Origin of the sequence: Pantoea sp. IMH (assembly GCF_000599885.1) — a bacterium.
Lineage (GTDB): Bacteria > Pseudomonadota > Gammaproteobacteria > Enterobacterales > Enterobacteriaceae > Erwinia.
In genome coordinates this window covers 778286-794884 of record NZ_JFGT01000006.1, presented here as the reverse complement: position 1 = coordinate 794884, position 16599 = coordinate 778286, and the positions used below count along the sequence as shown (strand labels likewise).

Here is a 16599-nt window from a genome sequence, read left to right as displayed (position 1 = left end):
AACGCCATTGTCGGCGCAGGTTGACGCCTTTTCCGCCATGACGGGCTGACGCCGGAGGCAAATCCACGCCCTGAGCCGGGAGAGTAACGGCCTGAAGCCGTTTTCTGCTACACTCAGCGCCAACAGGCCCTGCCGATTCATCAGAGAGTATTTTGTGACCGCATTTTCAACCCTGACTTCCCTGCCAGCCAGCCAGATCGCCAATCTGACCGAGCTGGGCTATCTGGCTATGACACCCGTCCAGGCTGCTTCGCTGCCCGCCATCCTTGCCGGACGTGATGTCCGCGCCCAGGCAAAAACTGGTAGTGGTAAAACCGCCGCCTTCGGGCTTGGCGTGATGCACCGTATCGATCCGACCCGCTTTGTCACCCAGTCGCTGGTGCTCTGCCCGACGCGCGAACTGGCGGACCAGGTGGCGAAAGAGCTGCGCCGGCTGGCGCGGTTTGCAGCAAATATTAAAATTCTTACCCTCTGTGGCGGTCAGCCGATGGGCGCTCAGCGCGACTCACTGGTGCATCCTCCCCACATTGTGGTTGGCACGCCGGGCCGTATCCTCGATCACCTGAAGCGTGAAACGCTGCAGCTTGAACAGGTCGCCACGCTGGTCCTCGACGAAGCTGACCGGATGCTTGAAATGGGCTTTCGTGACGATATCGATGCGATCCTCGCCTACTGTCCGCCGTCGCGCCAGACGTTACTGTTCTCCGCGACCTGGCCACAAGGCATTGCCCAAATCAGCCAGCGCATCCAGCGCGACCCGCTTTCCGTTGAGACGGATGAGGTGTCAGATCTGCCCGCCATTGAACAGACCTTTTATGAGGCGTCAGCCAGAGAAAAACTGCCCGCGCTGATTGGCCTGCTCAGCGAACAGCAGCCCGCTTCCTGCGTGGTTTTCTGTAATACCAAACGCGAATGTGATGATATTGCTCATGCGCTGGAAAGCAGCCAGATAAGCGCACTGGCCCTGCACGGGGATCTGGAGCAGCGGGATCGCGACAGGGTACTCATCCGTTTCGCCAACGGCAGCTGCCGCGTGCTGGTGGCGACCGATGTGGCCGCCCGTGGGCTCGACATCAAGTCGCTGGCGATGGTGGTCAACTATCAGCTCTCCTTCGATCCTGAAGTTCACGTTCACCGTATCGGACGCACCGCGCGTGCAGGCGAAGAGGGCAGCGCAGTCAGTTTTGTCGCGCCCGATGAGATGATCCGCGCGCATGCGCTGGAAGACTATCTTCAACAGAAGCTGAACTGGAAGAGCGTTGCCGCGCTGAAAAGCGTGACCCCACGTCCCCTTCAGGCAGATATGGCCACGCTGAGCCTGGAAGGCGGACGTAAAGCGAAAATCCGTCCCGGCGATATTCTTGGTGCGCTTACCGGCGAGGCGGGTCTGAGCAGCGAACTGATTGGTAAAATTGATATTGCGCCAACGCATGCCTACGTTGCTATCCGTCAGGCGAGCGCTCGTCACGCCATGAAACAGCTCCAGCAGGTCAAAATCAAAGGAAAGTCCTGTCGTCCAATGTTGCTGAAATAAGCCAGGCATAAGTCGCCCATAAAAAAACCTGCCCGGACAGGGCAGGTTTAAGCTTGATGAGACAGTGTGGGCTGAGAGAAACAGGGCCTGCCCGTAAAGCGGCAAATAGCATCGACCTGCTGCCCGGCCGGCGCCCGCCATGGCATGTCACGCGTTATTCCCGTTCGTTCCCTCGCTTTAGATTGGTCAGCCGTTTACAACTTGCCCGGTCAGGACGGTGAGATTCAACTGACCTGTTAACTGTCGTCCAACGGCTTATCTTTCGATTTTAATCACTTCCGGTTGCGATGAGAGCAGCGGGCTGGCGTCAGCCATCAAGGTTTTGAAGTGCGGCTGCTCGCCGTGAATCGCCACCGCTTCTTCGTTTTTCCATGTTTCATGGAACAGGAAAACGTTGCCATCCTCGACGCTGCGGTAGAGATCGTAGTGCAAACATCCCTCCTCACCACGGGCAGGTTTAACGCCATTATTCAGCACTTTTTTCAGCTCATCGGCCTTACCCGGCTTGGCGGTAAATTTCGCCACGATAAGGATGTTTTTATCGGTCATCGCTTACTCCTTGGTTGATACGCTTGATAAGGGGATCCCTTTCTCTGTTCTACTGACGCCACTGACAGCCAGCTGATGCTCTGCATAATGCTACAGTTTAACAGCGCCTGAAGGTTGATGGCAGCCAGCGGTCAGCCGGGCGCATTTCCGGTTAAATTTCGGTGAGAAAGGAGGGGAGCCAGCTATCTGGGAGATGATAAAAATGTCTGTTAAGTAAGACGCTTTTTGTCATCGTACCGGGCTGGCTGGGGATCACGTTCCCTTCCTGAGTTAACGATACCATTAATGAGACGATCGCGATCCGGGATATTACGGAGCGTTAGTGAGAATATGAAAAATGACCACCCGCTCCAGTCGCTCAAAGTGAATATAAAGCTTTTCATATCAGCGATTTTCGTTAAATTAGCAGCCTGTTGAATCCCCTTCAGTAGCTGGAAAAAATGATGACAACATTACGCTTACGCCTGCTTCTTATCCCTTTAGTCGCGGCTTTTTGTCTGCCTGCCTATGCCCACCAGGCGACCCTGGATAAAGTCCGGGAAGCCGAACATCTGCTGAAAGCGCGTGTGGGCTATGCGGAACTGGACCTTACCAGCGGTCAGCTACTGGAAAGCTACCAGGCTGATGCCCGCTTTCCGGTGATGAGTACCTTTAAAGTACTGTTGTGTGGCGCGGTGTTAGCTCGGGTTGACGCCGGGCAGGAGCAGCTCGATCGGCGCATAAAATACCGGGAGTCTGACCTGATAACCTATTCGCCGGTGACGGAGAAACATCTTGCTGAGGGAATGACTGTAAGCGAATTATGCAGCGCAGCCATCACCATGAGCGATAACACCGCGGCCAATCTCCTCCTCTCTACGCTGGGTGGACCCCAGGCATTAACCGCATTTCTTCGCAAGATTGGCGATCCGGTGACCCGTCTCGATCGCTGGGAACCCGCGCTCAATCAGGCCTTGCCCGGCGACGAACGGGATACCAGCACGCCTGAAGCTATGGCAAAAACGCTGCGACAACTGTTAACCGGAGAGGTGCTGTCAGTCAGCTCCCGGCAGCAGCTAATGGAGTGGATGGTGGCGGATAAGGTCGCCGGGCCACTGATACGCTCGGTACTGCCGGAAGGCTGGTTTATCGCCGATAAAACGGGGGCGGGCGAGCGGGGGTCTCGCGGTATCGTTGCGGCGCTCGGTCCTGACGGTAAAGCCTCCCGCCTCGTTGTGATCTACTTAACGGAAAGTCAGGCAACGATGGATGAACGAAATAAACAGATTGCCGAGATAGGCGCGTCACTGATTAAGCACTGGTAACGCGGGTCGGTATCCAGTTTTGGTTTTCAGATCCTGCGGATATGGATCTGCACATCTGTACTTCAGCATGGTAGAGCAGGATTTCCGGGAGGAGCTCAGATTAGTAACAACGTGCAGGCGAAACAGAGTCTGCACGTAAAGACGCAACATCATCCCGTCCTGCGTTGCCCATGGCGCGGGGCGCTTTAATGGTTCAGGTCCCTTCGCTTAAACTTTGTTATAAAACGCGTATCTCTAGCCGAAGATTATCTTAATCCCTGAATCCCTGAATAGACGCTTTCTTTGCGGTTCGCGCTGTACCAGGAGAAGAGGGAGAGTGGATGCTGTCATCTGCTTCACGCCGTAGATATAAGGGTATTATCTCCGCTCCCGGTTAGCGCTTTTGAGACTGAATACCATCTTGCCAACAAAGTATCAAAATAAGAGAGCAGGCTATTGCATTTTGACGCCGCATAATTTGGTAAATATTCATGACAGCACTCGACCCATAGATAAACGTAGCTTATGCTGGCAAACGCCCTGACCCCCAACCGGAGTAAAACAATGAAAGCAGCGAATATCCTGCTGGTGAGCGCTGTGCTGCTGCTCGCTGGCTGTAGCAGCAGTGCCGATAACGAACCGCCGCAGCAGGCGACAAGCGCACACGTTCCTGCAAAAGTGGTGATGTCTGAACTGGCCGCCAGTGCCTGCTCCGGCGCAGGGGGAAGTCTGGCACTGTCGCATCAGCTTGACGGATCTTCTGTGGGCATGTGCCAGCTCGCCAACGGCCGTCGCTGTGACGAAAGCGCGCTGACCAGCGGCAGCTGTCTGCGCTAAGACAAGCTGCGCCGGTTCAGAAGTTACGGCGTCGTCAGCTCATTGGGGCAGGTTTCACCCTGTTCAAGCTGCCTGAGGTTCTCCAGCGTGGTCTCCGCAATGCTGGTCAGTGCTTCTGCCGTCAGGAAAGCCTGATGGCCGGTAAACAGCACGTTATGGCAGGCGGAGAGCCGGCGGAAGACATCATCCTGGATAACGTCATTCGACTTATCCTCAAAGAAAAGATCGCGCTCGTTCTCATAAACATCCATGCCAAGCGCCCCGATTTTTTGCATTTTCAGTGCTTCAATGGCGGCTTTTGAGTCAATCAGTCCACCGCGGCTGGTATTAATGATCATTACGCCATCTTTCATCTGCTGAAAGGCGGCCATATCCAGTAAATGGTAATTTTCCGGCGTCATGGGGCAGTGGAGGGTAATCACATCCGCTTCCCTGAGCAGGGTATTGATATCGACATACTCAACGCCGATCTCCAGCGCCTGAGGATTAGGATAGGGATCGAACGCCAGCAGGCGCATACCGAATCCTTTCAGGATACGCAGGGTGGCAAGCCCGATTTTACCTGTGCCGATAACGCCCGCGGTCCGGCCATGCATATTGAAACCGATCAGGCCATCCAGTGAAAAGTTCGCTTCGCGCGTTCTCTGCCAGGCGCGGTGAATACGGCGGTTAAGGGTCATCATCATTCCCACCGTGTGTTCCGCAACGGCTTCAGGCGAATAGGCGGGCACGCGAACCACGTGAAGGCCCAGTTCCTTAGCCACCTCCAGATCGACATTATTAAAACCCGCACAGCGCAGCGCGATAAATTTAATCCCCAGCTCCGCCAGCTCCGCCAGCACCTCGCGCCTGCCATCATCGTTGACGAAAAGGCAGACGCCATCGCAGCCCACGGCGTTTTTCGCCGTGCGGTCCGTCAGCAAAAAATCGAAAAACTCCAGCTCAAAACCGTAGCGCTCATTGACCTGTTCAAGGTAGGTCCGGTCATAATGCTTCGTGCTGTATACCGCTAGTTTCACAATTGAGCTCCTGTTACCTGATGGAATGTCTCTTCGATCAGTTTAACAAGAATTCCTCCTGTGCTGCGCCTGATGCTACAGCCAGCATAAAAATAAAATCATAAAGCGCGATTTCGGGTGAAAAACTTCTCCCTTTGGCCATTACGTGCCATCATTCAGCCCTCGATTATTCACGGAAAGAGTGAGAGTTTACTGCCATGAGCCGGGGCTGGAAGGTGTTTACTGCGGCGTTGCTGTCGCTGATCCTGACCATCGCAGGTATGGCCCTGACCCTGACCTGGTGGCTGCCGCAGCTGGCCGGTATGTGGCTGCCTGCCGGTACCCGCGTCGCGCTTGATGCCTCACCCGGCTGGCGGCAGGGTGAACTTCTTCTGCCCGGTGTGCGTTATCTCGCTGATGAATGCGAACTGGCTGTCGCCAGCGGTATCAGCATTGGCCGCCATGCCGGCCGCTGGCAGTTGGCCGCTGAGGCACTGAAACTTGACAGCGGCTGCCTGAGCCATCTTCCTGCTGCTGAAAAGCGCACCGCACCCCGATCGCTCGCGGAATGGCAGGCAATGTTGCCCGGTGCCGATATCAGCATTGCCAGACTGACGCTGGTTCCCTGGACGGCATGGGCCGGTTCGCTGCAGCTTAAAATGGACAACCTCCGGCAGCAGCTCGCCTTCCAGTCTGAAAATCTCTCCTTTGAAGCCGCACTGAGGGGCCAGGAACTGAACCTCGCGTCACTGACGTTGCGTACGCCGGGCCTTGACGGGCCTGTGCAACTGGCTGGTACATTGCACCTTCCCCACATACCTGATGCGCTCCCCGATGCTGGCAAGCTTGCCGCCGGGCTGCGGCTGGACGGCTTTCCTGCACCGCTGCGGACAGAACTGACGTGGCAGCAAAAGCAGGGAGAAGTTATCCTGCGGCAGCAGGACGATCCTGAACCTCTGATCTCACTGCCGTGGCAGGTGAGCGATGATCGTGTCGACATCAGTCAGGGGCGATGGCGCTGGCCATATGCCGCACAGCCACTCGCTGGCAATGTCTCGCTCAGTTTACAACACTGGCGACAGGGACTGGCCGCAACCGAAATCACCGGCCGGATGAATCTGCTGACTCAGGGGCGCGGCGGAAAAGGTAACGTGGTGCTGACGGTGGGGCCGGGGCGCCTGGATCTGGCTGACAGCGCGTTGCCTTTGCGCATCACCGGCGAGAGTAAGCTGGCGCAGCTGCAGTTTTACGCCAGCCTGCCAGGCGAGGTGCGTGGCCCGCTGCTTGCCCCGCGATTAAGCCTTGCGCCCGGCGCATTACTACGAATGAAAGGGCGGTTACTCTCGACGCTGGAAGTAGACGAAGCGCGCTGGCCGCTGGCTGGCGTGACGCTTTCGCTCGCCGGCATCGACGGGCGTCTCCAGGCGATTCTCCGCGCCCACGATGCGCAAATGGGCCGCTTCCGGCTGCACCTTGACGGCCATGCTGATGCCTTCTGGCCCGATCGCGGTCTCTGGCGCTGGCGCTACTGGGGGGAAGGGCTGATGGCACCGCTCTCCGCCCGCTGGGACGTTAGCGGACGCGGACGCTGGCAGGAGAGCCTGATTGAGCTGGAATCGCTCTCCACGGGTTTTGATCATATCCAGTACGGCAGTGTTAATGTCAGCCAGCCGCGCCTGACGCTCAGCGCCCCTGTCCGCTGGCAGCGCAATCCCGCCCATCCCGCTTTCAGCGGCAAATTCAACCTCTCGGCAAAACAGACGGACTTCAGCAACGGCGGCACTCTGCCACCGGCAATCCTCAGGCTTAACGTACAGGGACGCGATCCGACCGCTTTCCTGTATGACGGCAGCCTGCAGGCGGAAGCGATTGGCCCGGTACGTCTGCAGGGACGCTGGGACGGCGAGCGTCTGCGCGGGCAGGGATGGTGGCCGACACAACCGCTGAGCGTGTTTCAGCCGCTGCTCAGTGAGGATCTGAAAATGCGTATTCAGTCCGGTCAGCTTAAGGCGCAGGTGGCCTTTTCCGCCGCCAGCGATCAGGGCTTTGAAGCGGGCGGCCACTGGGTGGTCAGCGACGGCAGCGTCAGAACGCCTGACAATGAAATTAACGGCGTGAATTTCTCGCTGCCGTTTCGTCTGAAGGCGCACCGCTGGCACTTCGGCGCGAAGCAGCCTGTGACGTTGCGTATCAGGGAAATCAAAAATCAGTTCAGCCTGCAAAATATCACGGCAGATTTACAGGGCTGGTATCCCTGGAGCGCACGCGAACCGCTGCGGCTGAGCAACGTCAGCGTGGCGCTGCTGGGCGGCAGCCTGAGTATGGCAAGCCTGCAAATGCCGCAGCTCACGCCAGCGCTGCTGCGGCTCAATCAGATCAGCCTCAGCGAACTGGTCACCGCGATAAAACCGAAGCAGATTGCGATGTCCGGTCGCATCAATGGCGAACTGCCACTCTGGCTGACGCATCCCCGCTGGCTGATCAAGGATGGCTGGCTCGCCAACAGCGGTCCGCTGACGGTACGGCTGGATAAGGATTTTGCCGATGCCATCGCCAGTAATAACCTCGCGGCGGGCGCGGCGATGGACTGGCTGCGCTACATGCAAATCTCCCGCAGCTGGGCAACGCTCAACCTCGATAATCTGGGCGCGCTTTCTCTTAGCGCGCAGGTTGAGGGCACCAGTCGTTTCAGCGATAAGGACCAGCGTGTGTCGCTGAATTACACGCAGCAGGAGAATCTTTTCCAGCTCTGGCGCAGCCTGCGCTTTGGCGATAACCTGCAATCCTGGGTGGAGCAACACGCCACCCTGCCACCGCAAAAAGGAAATTCTGATGAGACGCATTAGCCTGCTGCTGCCCGTTGGTGCGCTGCTGCTCAGCGGCTGCATTCCGCGCATTGAGGTGGCGGCACCCAAAGAGCCGATCACCATCAATATGAATGTGAAAATCGAGCACGAAATCCATATCAAGGTCGATAAAGATGTCGAAGCCTTACTGAAAAACCAGAGCGATCTTTTCTGAGGAGCGGCACCATGAACAGGCTGACAATGGCCATGCTGGGCGTATTACTGCTCTCGCCAGCCGCGCAGGCGCTGACGCTGGATGAAGGTCGTCAGCAGGGACGCGTAGGGGAAACGTTTTCAGGCTATATTGCGCCACGTACTGAGGATGCACAAACGCAGGCGCTGGTGGAAAGAGTCAATCAGGGACGTCGTGCTGAGTATCAGCGAATTGCGCGTGAAAATGGCATGAAGGCTGACGATGTGGCGGGCATCGCCGGGCAGAAACTGGTGGAGCGGGCTTCGCCGGGAGAATACGTGCGCGGGATTAACGGTAAGTGGTTCAGAAAGACGCCATAAAAAAAGGCAGCCCTGAGGCTGCCCGGGCGCTGAGACGTGCAGATTAAGCCGCTACGATCTCTTTCAGCGCTTCTTTTGCGTCGTTGGCGGCTTTGGTCGCCACTTCCGGTCCGTAAGCAATCCCTTCCGCGAAAACGAATTTCACCTCAGTCATGCCCAGGAAGCCCAGGAAAAGTTTCAGGTAAGGGGTCAGCAGGTCGCTTGGGGTATCTTTATGAATACCGCCACGGCTGGAAATGACCACCACTTTCTTACCGGTGATCAGGCCTTCAGGACCGTTGCTGGTGTAGCGGAAGGTCACGCCAGCACGGGCAATCAGGTCAAAATAGTTTTTCAGCTGCGTCGGGATATTGAAATTGTACATCGGTGCCGCAATAACGATGGTGTCGTGCGCGTTGATCTCATTGATCAGTTCATCAGACAGGTCCAGCGCTTCCTGCTGGCGTGGCGTCAGTGGCGTATCGGAAGGACGCATCGCGCCAACCAGCTCACCATCCAGCACCGGCACAGGGTTTGCTGCCAGATCGCGAATAGTCAGTTCGTCACCCCCATGTGCCGCTTTCCACTCTTCGACAAAGTGATCGACCAGCTGGTTAGACTGTGAGTAACCGGCGAGAATACTGGATTTCAGTACTAATACTTTGCTCATGATGATTTCCTGTCTGTTACGCGGAGGACCTTCCGCTCAATGAGAGATACTCTATGAAGAAATCGTCCACAGTGATAGTGCAATATTCTGAGGCCAACGTTCGAATTTACTGAACAACCTGGCCGCGCGAGGCCGTCGCTAACTCACTGCATGTGCTACAATACGCAAAATTTTTATTCACCAGAACAACAGTTGTTGCCCGGCTGAACGGCAACAGAGCGAGCGCTATACCTTATGTCTGATACACCCCAATCGCCGCTGGCGGCACTGTTCACGCAGCTTGATACACTGATGCTGCGCGACCGGCAGCGTCTGCTTAAGCGCCTGCATGGCGCAAAAAAAGTGAAAAACCCCGCTGCTCAGCAGGCTATCGCGGAGGAGCTGAGCGGGGAAATTACCCTGGCCGCCCAGCGCGTCGCCCAGCGTCGTGCGGCCACGCCGCGCATCAGCTATCCGGAAAACCTGCCGGTCAGCCAGAAAAAAGAGGATATCGCTGAGGCCATCCGTCAGCATCAGGTCGTGATTGTTGCGGGGGAAACGGGCTCGGGGAAAACCACCCAGCTGCCTAAAATCTGTATGGAGCTGGGGCGGGGCGTCACCGGGCTTATCGGCCATACCCAGCCGCGTCGCCTGGCGGCGAGAACCGTTGCCGATCGTATCGCTGATGAACTGCAAACCACGCCCGGCGGCTGCATCGGCTACAAAGTCCGCTTTAACGATCGCGTCAGTGAAACCACTCAGGTTAAGCTGATGACCGACGGTATTTTGCTGGCTGAAATCCAGCAGGATCGTCTGCTGATGCAGTATGACACCATCATCATTGATGAAGCCCACGAGCGCAGCCTGAATATCGATTTCCTGCTGGGCTACCTGCGTGAGTTGCTGCCGCGCCGTCCCGATCTTAAGGTGATTATCACCTCCGCGACCATTGATCCACAGCGCTTTTCCCGTCATTTTCATAATGCGCCGGTGATTGAAGTTTCAGGCCGGACCTATCCGGTTGAGGTGCGTTACCGGCCGGTGGTTGAAGAAGCTGATGATACCGATCGCGATCAGCTTCAGGCAATTTTCGATGCGGTGGACGAACTTGGCCAGGAGAGCGCCGGAGACATTCTGATTTTTATGAGCGGGGAACGGGAAATCCGTGATACCGCTGATGCGCTCAACAAGCGCGATCTGCCGCATACGGAAGTGCTGCCGCTCTATGCACGGCTTTCAAATGCTGAACAGAACCGCGTGTTTCAGTCCCATGCGGGCCGGCGCATCGTGCTGGCGACCAACGTCGCCGAAACATCGCTGACCGTGCCAGGCATTAAGTACGTTATCGATCCGGGCACGGCCCGCATCAGCCGGTACAGTTTCCGTACCAAGGTTCAGCGGCTGCCGATTGAGCCCGTCTCCCAGGCCTCGGCCAATCAACGTAAAGGGCGCTGCGGTCGTGTGTCGGAAGGGATCTGTATTCGCCTCTACTCGGAAGAGGACTTCTTAAGCCGTCCGGAATTTACTGACCCGGAGATCCTGCGCACTAACCTGGCCTCGGTCATTCTGCAAATGACCGCGCTCGGGCTGGGCGATATCAGCGCCTTTCCCTTCGTTGAAGCGCCGGACAAACGCAACATTCAGGATGGTGTGAAGCTGCTGGAAGAGCTGGGCGCCATCACCCAGGCGGAGAATCAGCACTACCGGCTGACGCCGTCGGGAAGAATGCTGGCGCAGCTGCCGGTCGATCCCCGTCTGGCCAAAATGGTGCTTGAAGCGCAGAAGTACGGCTGTACGCGTGAGGTGATGATCATTACCTCCGCGCTCTCGATCCAGGATCCCCGTGAGCGGCCAGTCGAAAAGCAGCAGGCATCGGATGAGAAACATCGCCGCTTTGCGGATAAAGAGTCCGATTTCCTGTCATTCGTGAATCTCTGGGATTATCTGCAGGAGCAGCAGAAAGCGCTGGGTTCCAGCCAGTTCCGGCGGCTCTGCAAGGCCGATTTTCTTAACTATCTGCGGGTGCGGGAATGGCAGGATATCTACACGCAGCTCCGTCAGGTGGTACGAGAGCTGGGGATCCCACTCAACAGTGAACCGGCCGATTTTCGCAGTGTGCATACCGCGCTGCTTACCGGGCTTCTCTCCCACATCGGGCAGAAAGATACCGACAAGCAGGAGTTTACCGGCGCGCGTAACGCCCGCTTCGCCATTTTTCCGGGGTCTGGCCTGTTCAAAAAGCCGCCGAAGTGGACCATGGTGGCGGAGCTGGTTGAAACCAGCCGGCTGTGGGGGCGTATCGCTGCCCGTATTGAGCCAGAGTGGATTGAGCCGATCGCCCAGCATCTGATTAAGCGTAGCTACAGTGAACCGCACTGGGAAAAAGCTCAGGGCGCGGTGATGGCGAGTGAAAAAGTGACGCTCTATGGCCTGCCCATCGTCGCCGCCCGTAAAGTTAATTATGGAAAAATCGATCCGGCACTCTCCCGCGAGCTTTTTATCCGTCATGCGTTAGTGGAAGGTGACTGGCAAACCCGTCACGCTTTCTTCCGCGCCAACCTCAAACTGCGTGAGGAAGTGGAGGAGCTGGAGCATAAGTCGCGCCGTCGCGACATTCTGGTGGATGACGAGACGCTGTTTGCTTTTTACGACCAGCGGATACCCCATAACGTTGTCTCTGCCCGTCACTTTGACAGCTGGTGGAAACAGGCGGGCCGCGATAATCCTGAGCAGCTGAATTTCGCCAAAGAGATGCTAATCAAAGAGGGCGCCGGCAGCGTCAGCAAGCTGGATTACCCCAACTTCTGGCAGCAGGGAAACCTGAAGCTGCGCCTGAGCTATCAGTTTGAGCCGGGAACCGGTGCCGATGGCGTCACGGTGCATATTCCGCTGCCGCTGCTGAATCAGGTGGACGAGCGTGGATTTGACTGGCAGATCCCAGGCGTACGACGCGAACTGGTTATCGCGCTGATCAAGTCGCTGCCGAAACCGTTACGTCGTAACTTTGTGCCGGCGCCTAACTACGCTGAGGCCTTTCTTGCCCGCGCCACGCCGTTCGAGCTGCCGCTGACCGATGCGCTGGAGCGCGAGTTCCGGCGCATGAGCGGCGTGACCATAGAGCGCGAAGCCTGGCAGTGGGATCAGGTTCCGGATCACCTGAAAATGACCTTCCGCGTGGTGGATGAAAATAACCGCAAGCTGGCTGAAGGACGCGATCTCGCCGCGCTGAAACTTCAGCTAAAAGGTAAGGTCCAGGAGACGCTCTCCAACGTCGCTGACGATGGCCTGGAACAGAGCGGCCTGCATATCTGGAGCTTTGGCGATATACCGGATCACTATGAACAGAAACGCGGCGGCTACAGCGTCAAGGCCTGGCCAGCGCTGGTGGATGAGAAAGAAAGCGTCGCTATCCGGCTGTTCGATTCCCAGCACGAACAGCGTAAGGCGATGTGGCGCGGACAGCGTCGTTTACTGCTGCTGAATATTCCGTCACCGATTAAGTATCTGCACGAAAAGCTGCCCAATAAAGCCAAGCTTGGCCTCTACTTTAACCCTTACGGCAAAGTCCTGGATCTGATTGATGACTGCATCGCCTGCGGCGTCGACCAGCTGATTGACGAGTTTGGCGGACCTACCTGGCAGAAAGCGGAATTTGCGAAGCTGCATGAGAAAGTGCGCGCCGAACTGAACGAGACGGTGGTGGAAATCGCCAAAAAGGTGGAGCAAATCCTGACCGCCGTGTTCACTATCAACAAGCGGCTGAAGGGGCGGGTTGATATGACGATGGCGCTCAGCCTCGCGGATATCAAAGCGCAGATGGGCGGGCTGGTTTACCGTGGTTTTGTGACGCAGAACGGCTGGAAGCGGCTTGGCGACACGCTGCGCTATCTGCAGGCCATCGAGCGGCGTCTTGAGAAACTGCCGGTCGATCCGCACAGCGATCGCGCCCGGATGTTGAAAGTGGAGAAAATCCAGCAGGCCTGGAGCAGCTGGTTCAATAAGCTGCCGCCGGTACGCCGTGATGATGAAGAGGTGCAGGCGGTGCGCTGGATGATAGAGGAGCTACGCGTCAGCTACTTTGCTCAGCAGCTGGGTACGCCTTATCCGGTTTCTGAGAAGCGCATTCAGCAGGCGATGGATGAAATCTCAGCCGCCTGACGTCACACCAGGAGAGTGAAAAGGGAATGACAGACTTTAGAGCCACTTAGTACGGCAAGCGTAACGTGAAGGGAGCAGTACAATAACCCACGCCAGGGAAGGCGTGGCCCAGACTGTCAGACGCAATGCTTATTCTTCTGTACGGGCAGGGCCTCAATCCGGTTTCTGCCCTCTGCCAAACTCTGTCTATGCCGGGGGGCGCTATCGCGCCAGCGCTTCTAAATTATCGCGAAAGGCGGTGACGGCGATGGCGCGGTTATCGGCGAGATAGCGATCTTTGGCCGCCGGCGCGGAGCTTTGCACCGCGATAAGCTGCCATTGATCGTCCACCCTCAGCAGCAGCGGTGAGCCACTGTCGCCTGGCAGCGTGTCGCACTGATGCGAAAGAACCCCTCTCTGCGCCCAGCCGGTCACCAGACAGTCGCTATGGGAGTAGAGCGTTTCAAGATGATCTTCCGGATAACCCGCCTGGGTCACTTTGCGATCTGCGCGCTTAAGCGCGGCGGTCAGCTCACTGCGGCTGCCGGCAAACAGCGGCACCGGCGTAATGCCGGAGGGCGGGTTGTGCAGTATAACCAGTCCGTAATCATAAGGAGCAGCGGCGGAGGGAACGATCCAGCCATCGCCGGACGCCTTCAGTTTTTTGCCCAGTTCCGGATCAACCCGCGTCTCGATATCACGGATCTCATAGCGCCAGCCGCCGTGCTCATCAGCCATAAAACGCAGCGCGACCGCAGGATCAATAGTTCCCGGCGGCGTCAGCAGGCAATGTCCGGCGGTCAACGCCAGATGGGCGGAAATAAGCGTGGCGCTACAGAGGTTGCCACTGGCGGTTTCCAGCTGGCCGATGGCTTCCCAGGGCTGCGTGACGGAATCAGAAATGGGTTTACGGTCATCTTTACCGTAGAAAAGCGTTTTGATGTCGGCATCGCCTGACTCATCGTCAGCGTGGGTATAAAACGAACAGGCTAAACACCCAATGAATAACAGAGCTGTCAGACGCATCTCTTTCTCAGAATGGAGAACAAATGAAATAACAAAATCGTGAAGTGATAATAACTATAGACGGTTACTGAATTAAAAGGGAGTTTAATTTTTTTAAATATCAGCACGCTACGGCGCTATAGCCAGAAGCCTGCTGCGGCCACTCCGCAGAGGATGAGCGTCACCAGAATGATTTCGAACCGATAGCGACGCAGCATGATCCGCGACTCCGTAAAACACCCGGCGTGCCGGGTGTGTCAGTTAGCTGGTCCTGAATCAGGCCTGTGGTGCAGCAGGTTTACCCTGTGCGGAGGCAGGATGTGCTTTATGGCTGTGTTTGCGTGTATGTTTTTTTGCCGCCTGCGCTTTCTGTACAGCAGCCTTATGGTGCTTCTGATGTTTGGCATGATGCGTCACGCTGGTTTTAGCTGGGGCAGCAGGTGCGGCAGCCGTTTCTGCAGCGAAAGCAACGGTAGAGAGACTCATCGCCGCAGCGATAACCAGAGCAGATAATTTTTTCATAGCAAACCCTCACATTCATCAGTCAGCCCTCACTGGGCCGGTAGAGAGACTTTATGCGAAAAACGCAGGCCGTTCAGTGAGTGGTTGGTATCGGCGTGTAACGGATTGTACAACGCTGGAGAGTCCATAACAGACAAGGACGTACAGGCAATGTGAAAGCGGGGAAGGTGCATATCATGCCGTGAAGGGCATAACATGCACGCTGGTATCATAAGGAAATGCGTTATCCTTTAATGTCTTTAACGCAGGATCAGCCGCCGTTCAGATAGCGGTTTTCCAGATGCTGGCGGAACCACTGAGGATTGAGATCCTCACCAGTAGCGTTCTCGATCAGTTGTCGGGTGGTGAAACGGCTGCCATGTTGCCAGATATTCTGCCTCAGCCAGTCAAAGACCGGTTGCAGGTTGCCTTCCCGCACCAGTTCGCTGACCTCAGGCAGCGCCGTTTTCAGCGCGCCGAAAAGCTGAGCCGCATACATGGCGCCCAGCGTATAGGTCGGGAAATAGCCGAAGGAACCGTCGGTCCAGTGGATATCCTGCATGCAGCCGTCACGGTAGTTGCCGGTGGTATCCAGGCCCAGCATCGCCTGCATTTTTTCCTGCCAGAGCGTGGGAATATCCTCTACCTCGATGTCGCCCTCAATCAGGGCCCGCTCAATCTCATAGCGCAGGATCACATGAGCAGGATAGCTGACTTCATCGGCATCCACGCGGATCAGGCCTGGTCTGACGCGCTGGTTAAGCGCGATAAAGTTGCTGACCTCAAGCGCGGGATCATCGCCCAGCAGCTGCTTCACCTGCGGCAGTAGCAGGGTCAGGAACTCCGCGCTGCGGCCGAGCTGCATCTCAAAAAACAGGCTCTGCGACTCATGAATGGCCGTTGAACGGGCGTGGGCGACGGGCTGACCCGCCCACTGCTTAGGCAGATTCTGCTCGTAGCGCGCATGCCCGGTTTCATGAATAACGCCCATCATGGCGCTGATAAACTCATTTTCGTTGTAACGGGTGGTTATACGCACATCTTCCGGTACGCCGCCGCAGAAAGGATGCGCGCTGACGTCCAGCCGGCCAGCGGAAAAATCAAAATCGAACTGTTTCATGATCGCCAGCCCGAGGCGCTTCTGCGATTCGATGGCAAAAGGGCCAACCGGCGAAGCCACGGGGCTGCTCGCCTGCTTATCAACAATGCGCTGAAGCAGCGAAGGCAGCCACTGCTTCAGGTCGCCGAAGGTTTTATCCAGGCTGGCGCTGGTCATGCCGGGCTCAAAAATATCCAGCAGCGCATCGTAACGCGAGCAGCCATTCGCCTGGGCGCGTATTTCTGCTTCTTCACGGCTCAGCGCCACCACTTCTTTCAGGTTTTGCGCAAAACCCTGCCAGTCATTGGCCGGACGCTGCTGACGCCAGGCGTGCTCACAGCGCGAACCCGCGACCGATTTGGCCTCCACCAGCGAAGCGGGCAGCAGGGCGGCCTGCTGCCAGGCACGGCGCATCTCAAACAGGTTGGCCTGTTCCACATCGTTCAGCGACGCCTGCTCCGCCTCATCCAGCCACTGACTGACCTGCTTCCCGGTAAGAATTTCGTGTTGCAGGACGCTCAGTTCCGCCAGCGCCGCGCCCCGCGCCTGGCTGCCGCCGGGAGGCATCATGGTAAACATATCCCAGCCGGCAATGGCAGAAAGGTGGCCAAAGCGTGACAGCCGGGTAAAGGTTCTGGTCAGGTTCTCGTAGGCAGATGACATAGCATT

13 protein-coding genes are annotated in these 16599 nt (G+C 57.0%); 7 read left to right on the top strand and 6 right to left on the bottom strand.

Going from position 1 to position 16599, the window contains the following annotated elements:
• Positions 1-154: 154 nt before the first annotated feature.
• Complete coding sequence (gene dbpA / locus EA20_RS0118005; protein ID WP_024968155.1) at positions 155-1534, top strand: ATP-dependent RNA helicase DbpA; 1380 nt, start codon at positions 155-157, stop codon at positions 1532-1534.
• 255 nt (positions 1535-1789) lie between these two features.
• Here dbpA and EA20_RS0118000 read toward each other — a convergent pair whose 3' ends face one another.
• The gene (locus tag EA20_RS0118000) at positions 1790-2083 is read right to left on the bottom strand and encodes a putative quinol monooxygenase (protein ID WP_024968154.1); all 294 of its coding nucleotides are present in this window, start codon (positions 2081-2083) and stop codon (positions 1790-1792) included.
• A gap of 443 nt (positions 2084-2526) precedes the next feature.
• On the opposite strand from EA20_RS0118000, the gene bla reads away from it, so the two are divergent.
• Positions 2527-3387: a class A beta-lactamase gene (gene bla / locus EA20_RS0117995; protein ID WP_024968153.1), complete on the top strand. Its 861-nt coding sequence runs from the start codon at positions 2527-2529 to the stop codon at positions 3385-3387.
• A 543-nt stretch (positions 3388-3930) separates the two neighbouring features.
• The gene (locus EA20_RS0117990; protein WP_024968152.1) at positions 3931-4203 is read left to right on the top strand and encodes a DUF333 domain-containing protein; all 273 of its coding nucleotides are present in this window, start codon (positions 3931-3933) and stop codon (positions 4201-4203) included.
• A 23-nt stretch (positions 4204-4226) separates the two neighbouring features.
• Here the strand turns inward: EA20_RS0117990 and EA20_RS0117985 are convergent, their stop codons facing one another.
• Positions 4227-5222 (bottom strand): 2-hydroxyacid dehydrogenase, encoded by a 996-nt coding sequence (locus EA20_RS0117985; RefSeq protein ID WP_024968151.1) that lies wholly within the window; start codon positions 5220-5222, stop codon positions 4227-4229.
• A 197-nt stretch (positions 5223-5419) separates the two neighbouring features.
• On the opposite strand from EA20_RS0117985, the gene EA20_RS0117980 reads away from it, so the two are divergent.
• From EA20_RS0117980 to EA20_RS0117970, 3 genes are read left to right on the top strand one after another with little or no spacing between them, the layout of a single operon-like run.
• Entirely contained in the window at positions 5420-8047 is a 2628-nt protein-coding gene (locus EA20_RS0117980; RefSeq protein WP_024968150.1) for a YdbH family protein, read from the top strand.
• The gene (locus EA20_RS0117975) at positions 8034-8222 is read left to right on the top strand and encodes a YnbE family lipoprotein (RefSeq protein ID WP_024968149.1); all 189 of its coding nucleotides are present in this window, start codon (positions 8034-8036) and stop codon (positions 8220-8222) included. Before EA20_RS0117980 ends, EA20_RS0117975 begins: the two co-directional genes overlap by 14 nt.
• Before the next feature lie 11 nt (positions 8223-8233).
• Positions 8234-8560, top strand: coding sequence for a YdbL family protein (locus EA20_RS0117970; RefSeq protein ID WP_024968148.1), 327 nt, complete (start codon positions 8234-8236; stop codon positions 8558-8560).
• Between the two features lie 43 nt (positions 8561-8603).
• Here the strand turns inward: EA20_RS0117970 and EA20_RS0117965 are convergent, their stop codons facing one another.
• Positions 8604-9209 (bottom strand): FMN-dependent NADH-azoreductase, encoded by a 606-nt coding sequence (locus EA20_RS0117965; protein ID WP_024968147.1) that lies wholly within the window; start codon positions 9207-9209, stop codon positions 8604-8606.
• Positions 9210-9443: 234 nt separating this feature from the next.
• On the opposite strand from EA20_RS0117965, the gene hrpA reads away from it, so the two are divergent.
• Positions 9444-13346 carry an ATP-dependent RNA helicase HrpA gene (gene hrpA / locus EA20_RS0117960; protein ID WP_024968146.1) on the top strand — a complete coding sequence of 1301 codons (3903 nt, stop codon included), beginning with the start codon at positions 9444-9446 and terminating at the stop codon, positions 13344-13346.
• A gap of 201 nt (positions 13347-13547) precedes the next feature.
• On the opposite strand, the gene EA20_RS0117955 is transcribed toward hrpA, so the two are convergent.
• The 3 genes from EA20_RS0117955 to EA20_RS0117945 all read right to left on the bottom strand — a co-directional run bounded on the left by EA20_RS0117955 (position 13548) and on the right by EA20_RS0117945 (position 16593).
• Entirely contained in the window at positions 13548-14351 is an 804-nt protein-coding gene (locus EA20_RS0117955; protein WP_024968145.1) for a serine protease, read from the bottom strand.
• 255 nt (positions 14352-14606) lie between these two features.
• Positions 14607-14852 (bottom strand): acid resistance repetitive basic protein Asr, encoded by a 246-nt coding sequence (gene asr / locus EA20_RS0117950; protein WP_024968144.1) that lies wholly within the window; start codon positions 14850-14852, stop codon positions 14607-14609.
• 250 nt (positions 14853-15102) lie between these two features.
• Positions 15103-16593: a carboxypeptidase M32 gene (locus EA20_RS0117945; RefSeq protein ID WP_024968143.1), complete on the bottom strand. Its 1491-nt coding sequence runs from the start codon at positions 16591-16593 to the stop codon at positions 15103-15105.
• Between the last annotated feature and the right edge of the window lie 6 nt (positions 16594-16599).

Excerpts from the sequence above, each read along its gene's own strand:
- bla (WP_024968153.1), top strand. The coding sequence starts at position 2,527 with ATGACAACATTACGCTTACGCCTGCTTCTTATCCCTTTAGTCGCGGCT.
- EA20_RS0117965 (WP_024968147.1), bottom strand. The coding sequence starts at position 9,209 with ATGAGCAAAGTATTAGTACTGAAATCCAGTATTCTCGCCGGTTACTCA.
- EA20_RS0117975 (WP_024968149.1), top strand. The coding sequence starts at position 8,034 with ATGAGACGCATTAGCCTGCTGCTGCCCGTTGGTGCGCTGCTGCTCAGC.
- EA20_RS0118000 (WP_024968154.1), bottom strand. The coding sequence starts at position 2,083 with ATGACCGATAAAAACATCCTTATCGTGGCGAAATTTACCGCCAAGCCG.
- EA20_RS0117990 (WP_024968152.1), top strand. The coding sequence starts at position 3,931 with ATGAAAGCAGCGAATATCCTGCTGGTGAGCGCTGTGCTGCTGCTCGCT.
- hrpA (WP_024968146.1), top strand. The coding sequence starts at position 9,444 with ATGTCTGATACACCCCAATCGCCGCTGGCGGCACTGTTCACGCAGCTT.
- EA20_RS0117945 (WP_024968143.1), bottom strand. The coding sequence starts at position 16,593 with ATGTCATCTGCCTACGAGAACCTGACCAGAACCTTTACCCGGCTGTCA.
- asr (WP_024968144.1), bottom strand. The coding sequence starts at position 14,852 with ATGAAAAAATTATCTGCTCTGGTTATCGCTGCGGCGATGAGTCTCTCT.
- EA20_RS0117970 (WP_024968148.1), top strand. The coding sequence starts at position 8,234 with ATGAACAGGCTGACAATGGCCATGCTGGGCGTATTACTGCTCTCGCCA.
- EA20_RS0117980 (WP_024968150.1), top strand. The coding sequence starts at position 5,420 with ATGAGCCGGGGCTGGAAGGTGTTTACTGCGGCGTTGCTGTCGCTGATC.
- EA20_RS0117955 (WP_024968145.1), bottom strand. The coding sequence starts at position 14,351 with ATGCGTCTGACAGCTCTGTTATTCATTGGGTGTTTAGCCTGTTCGTTT.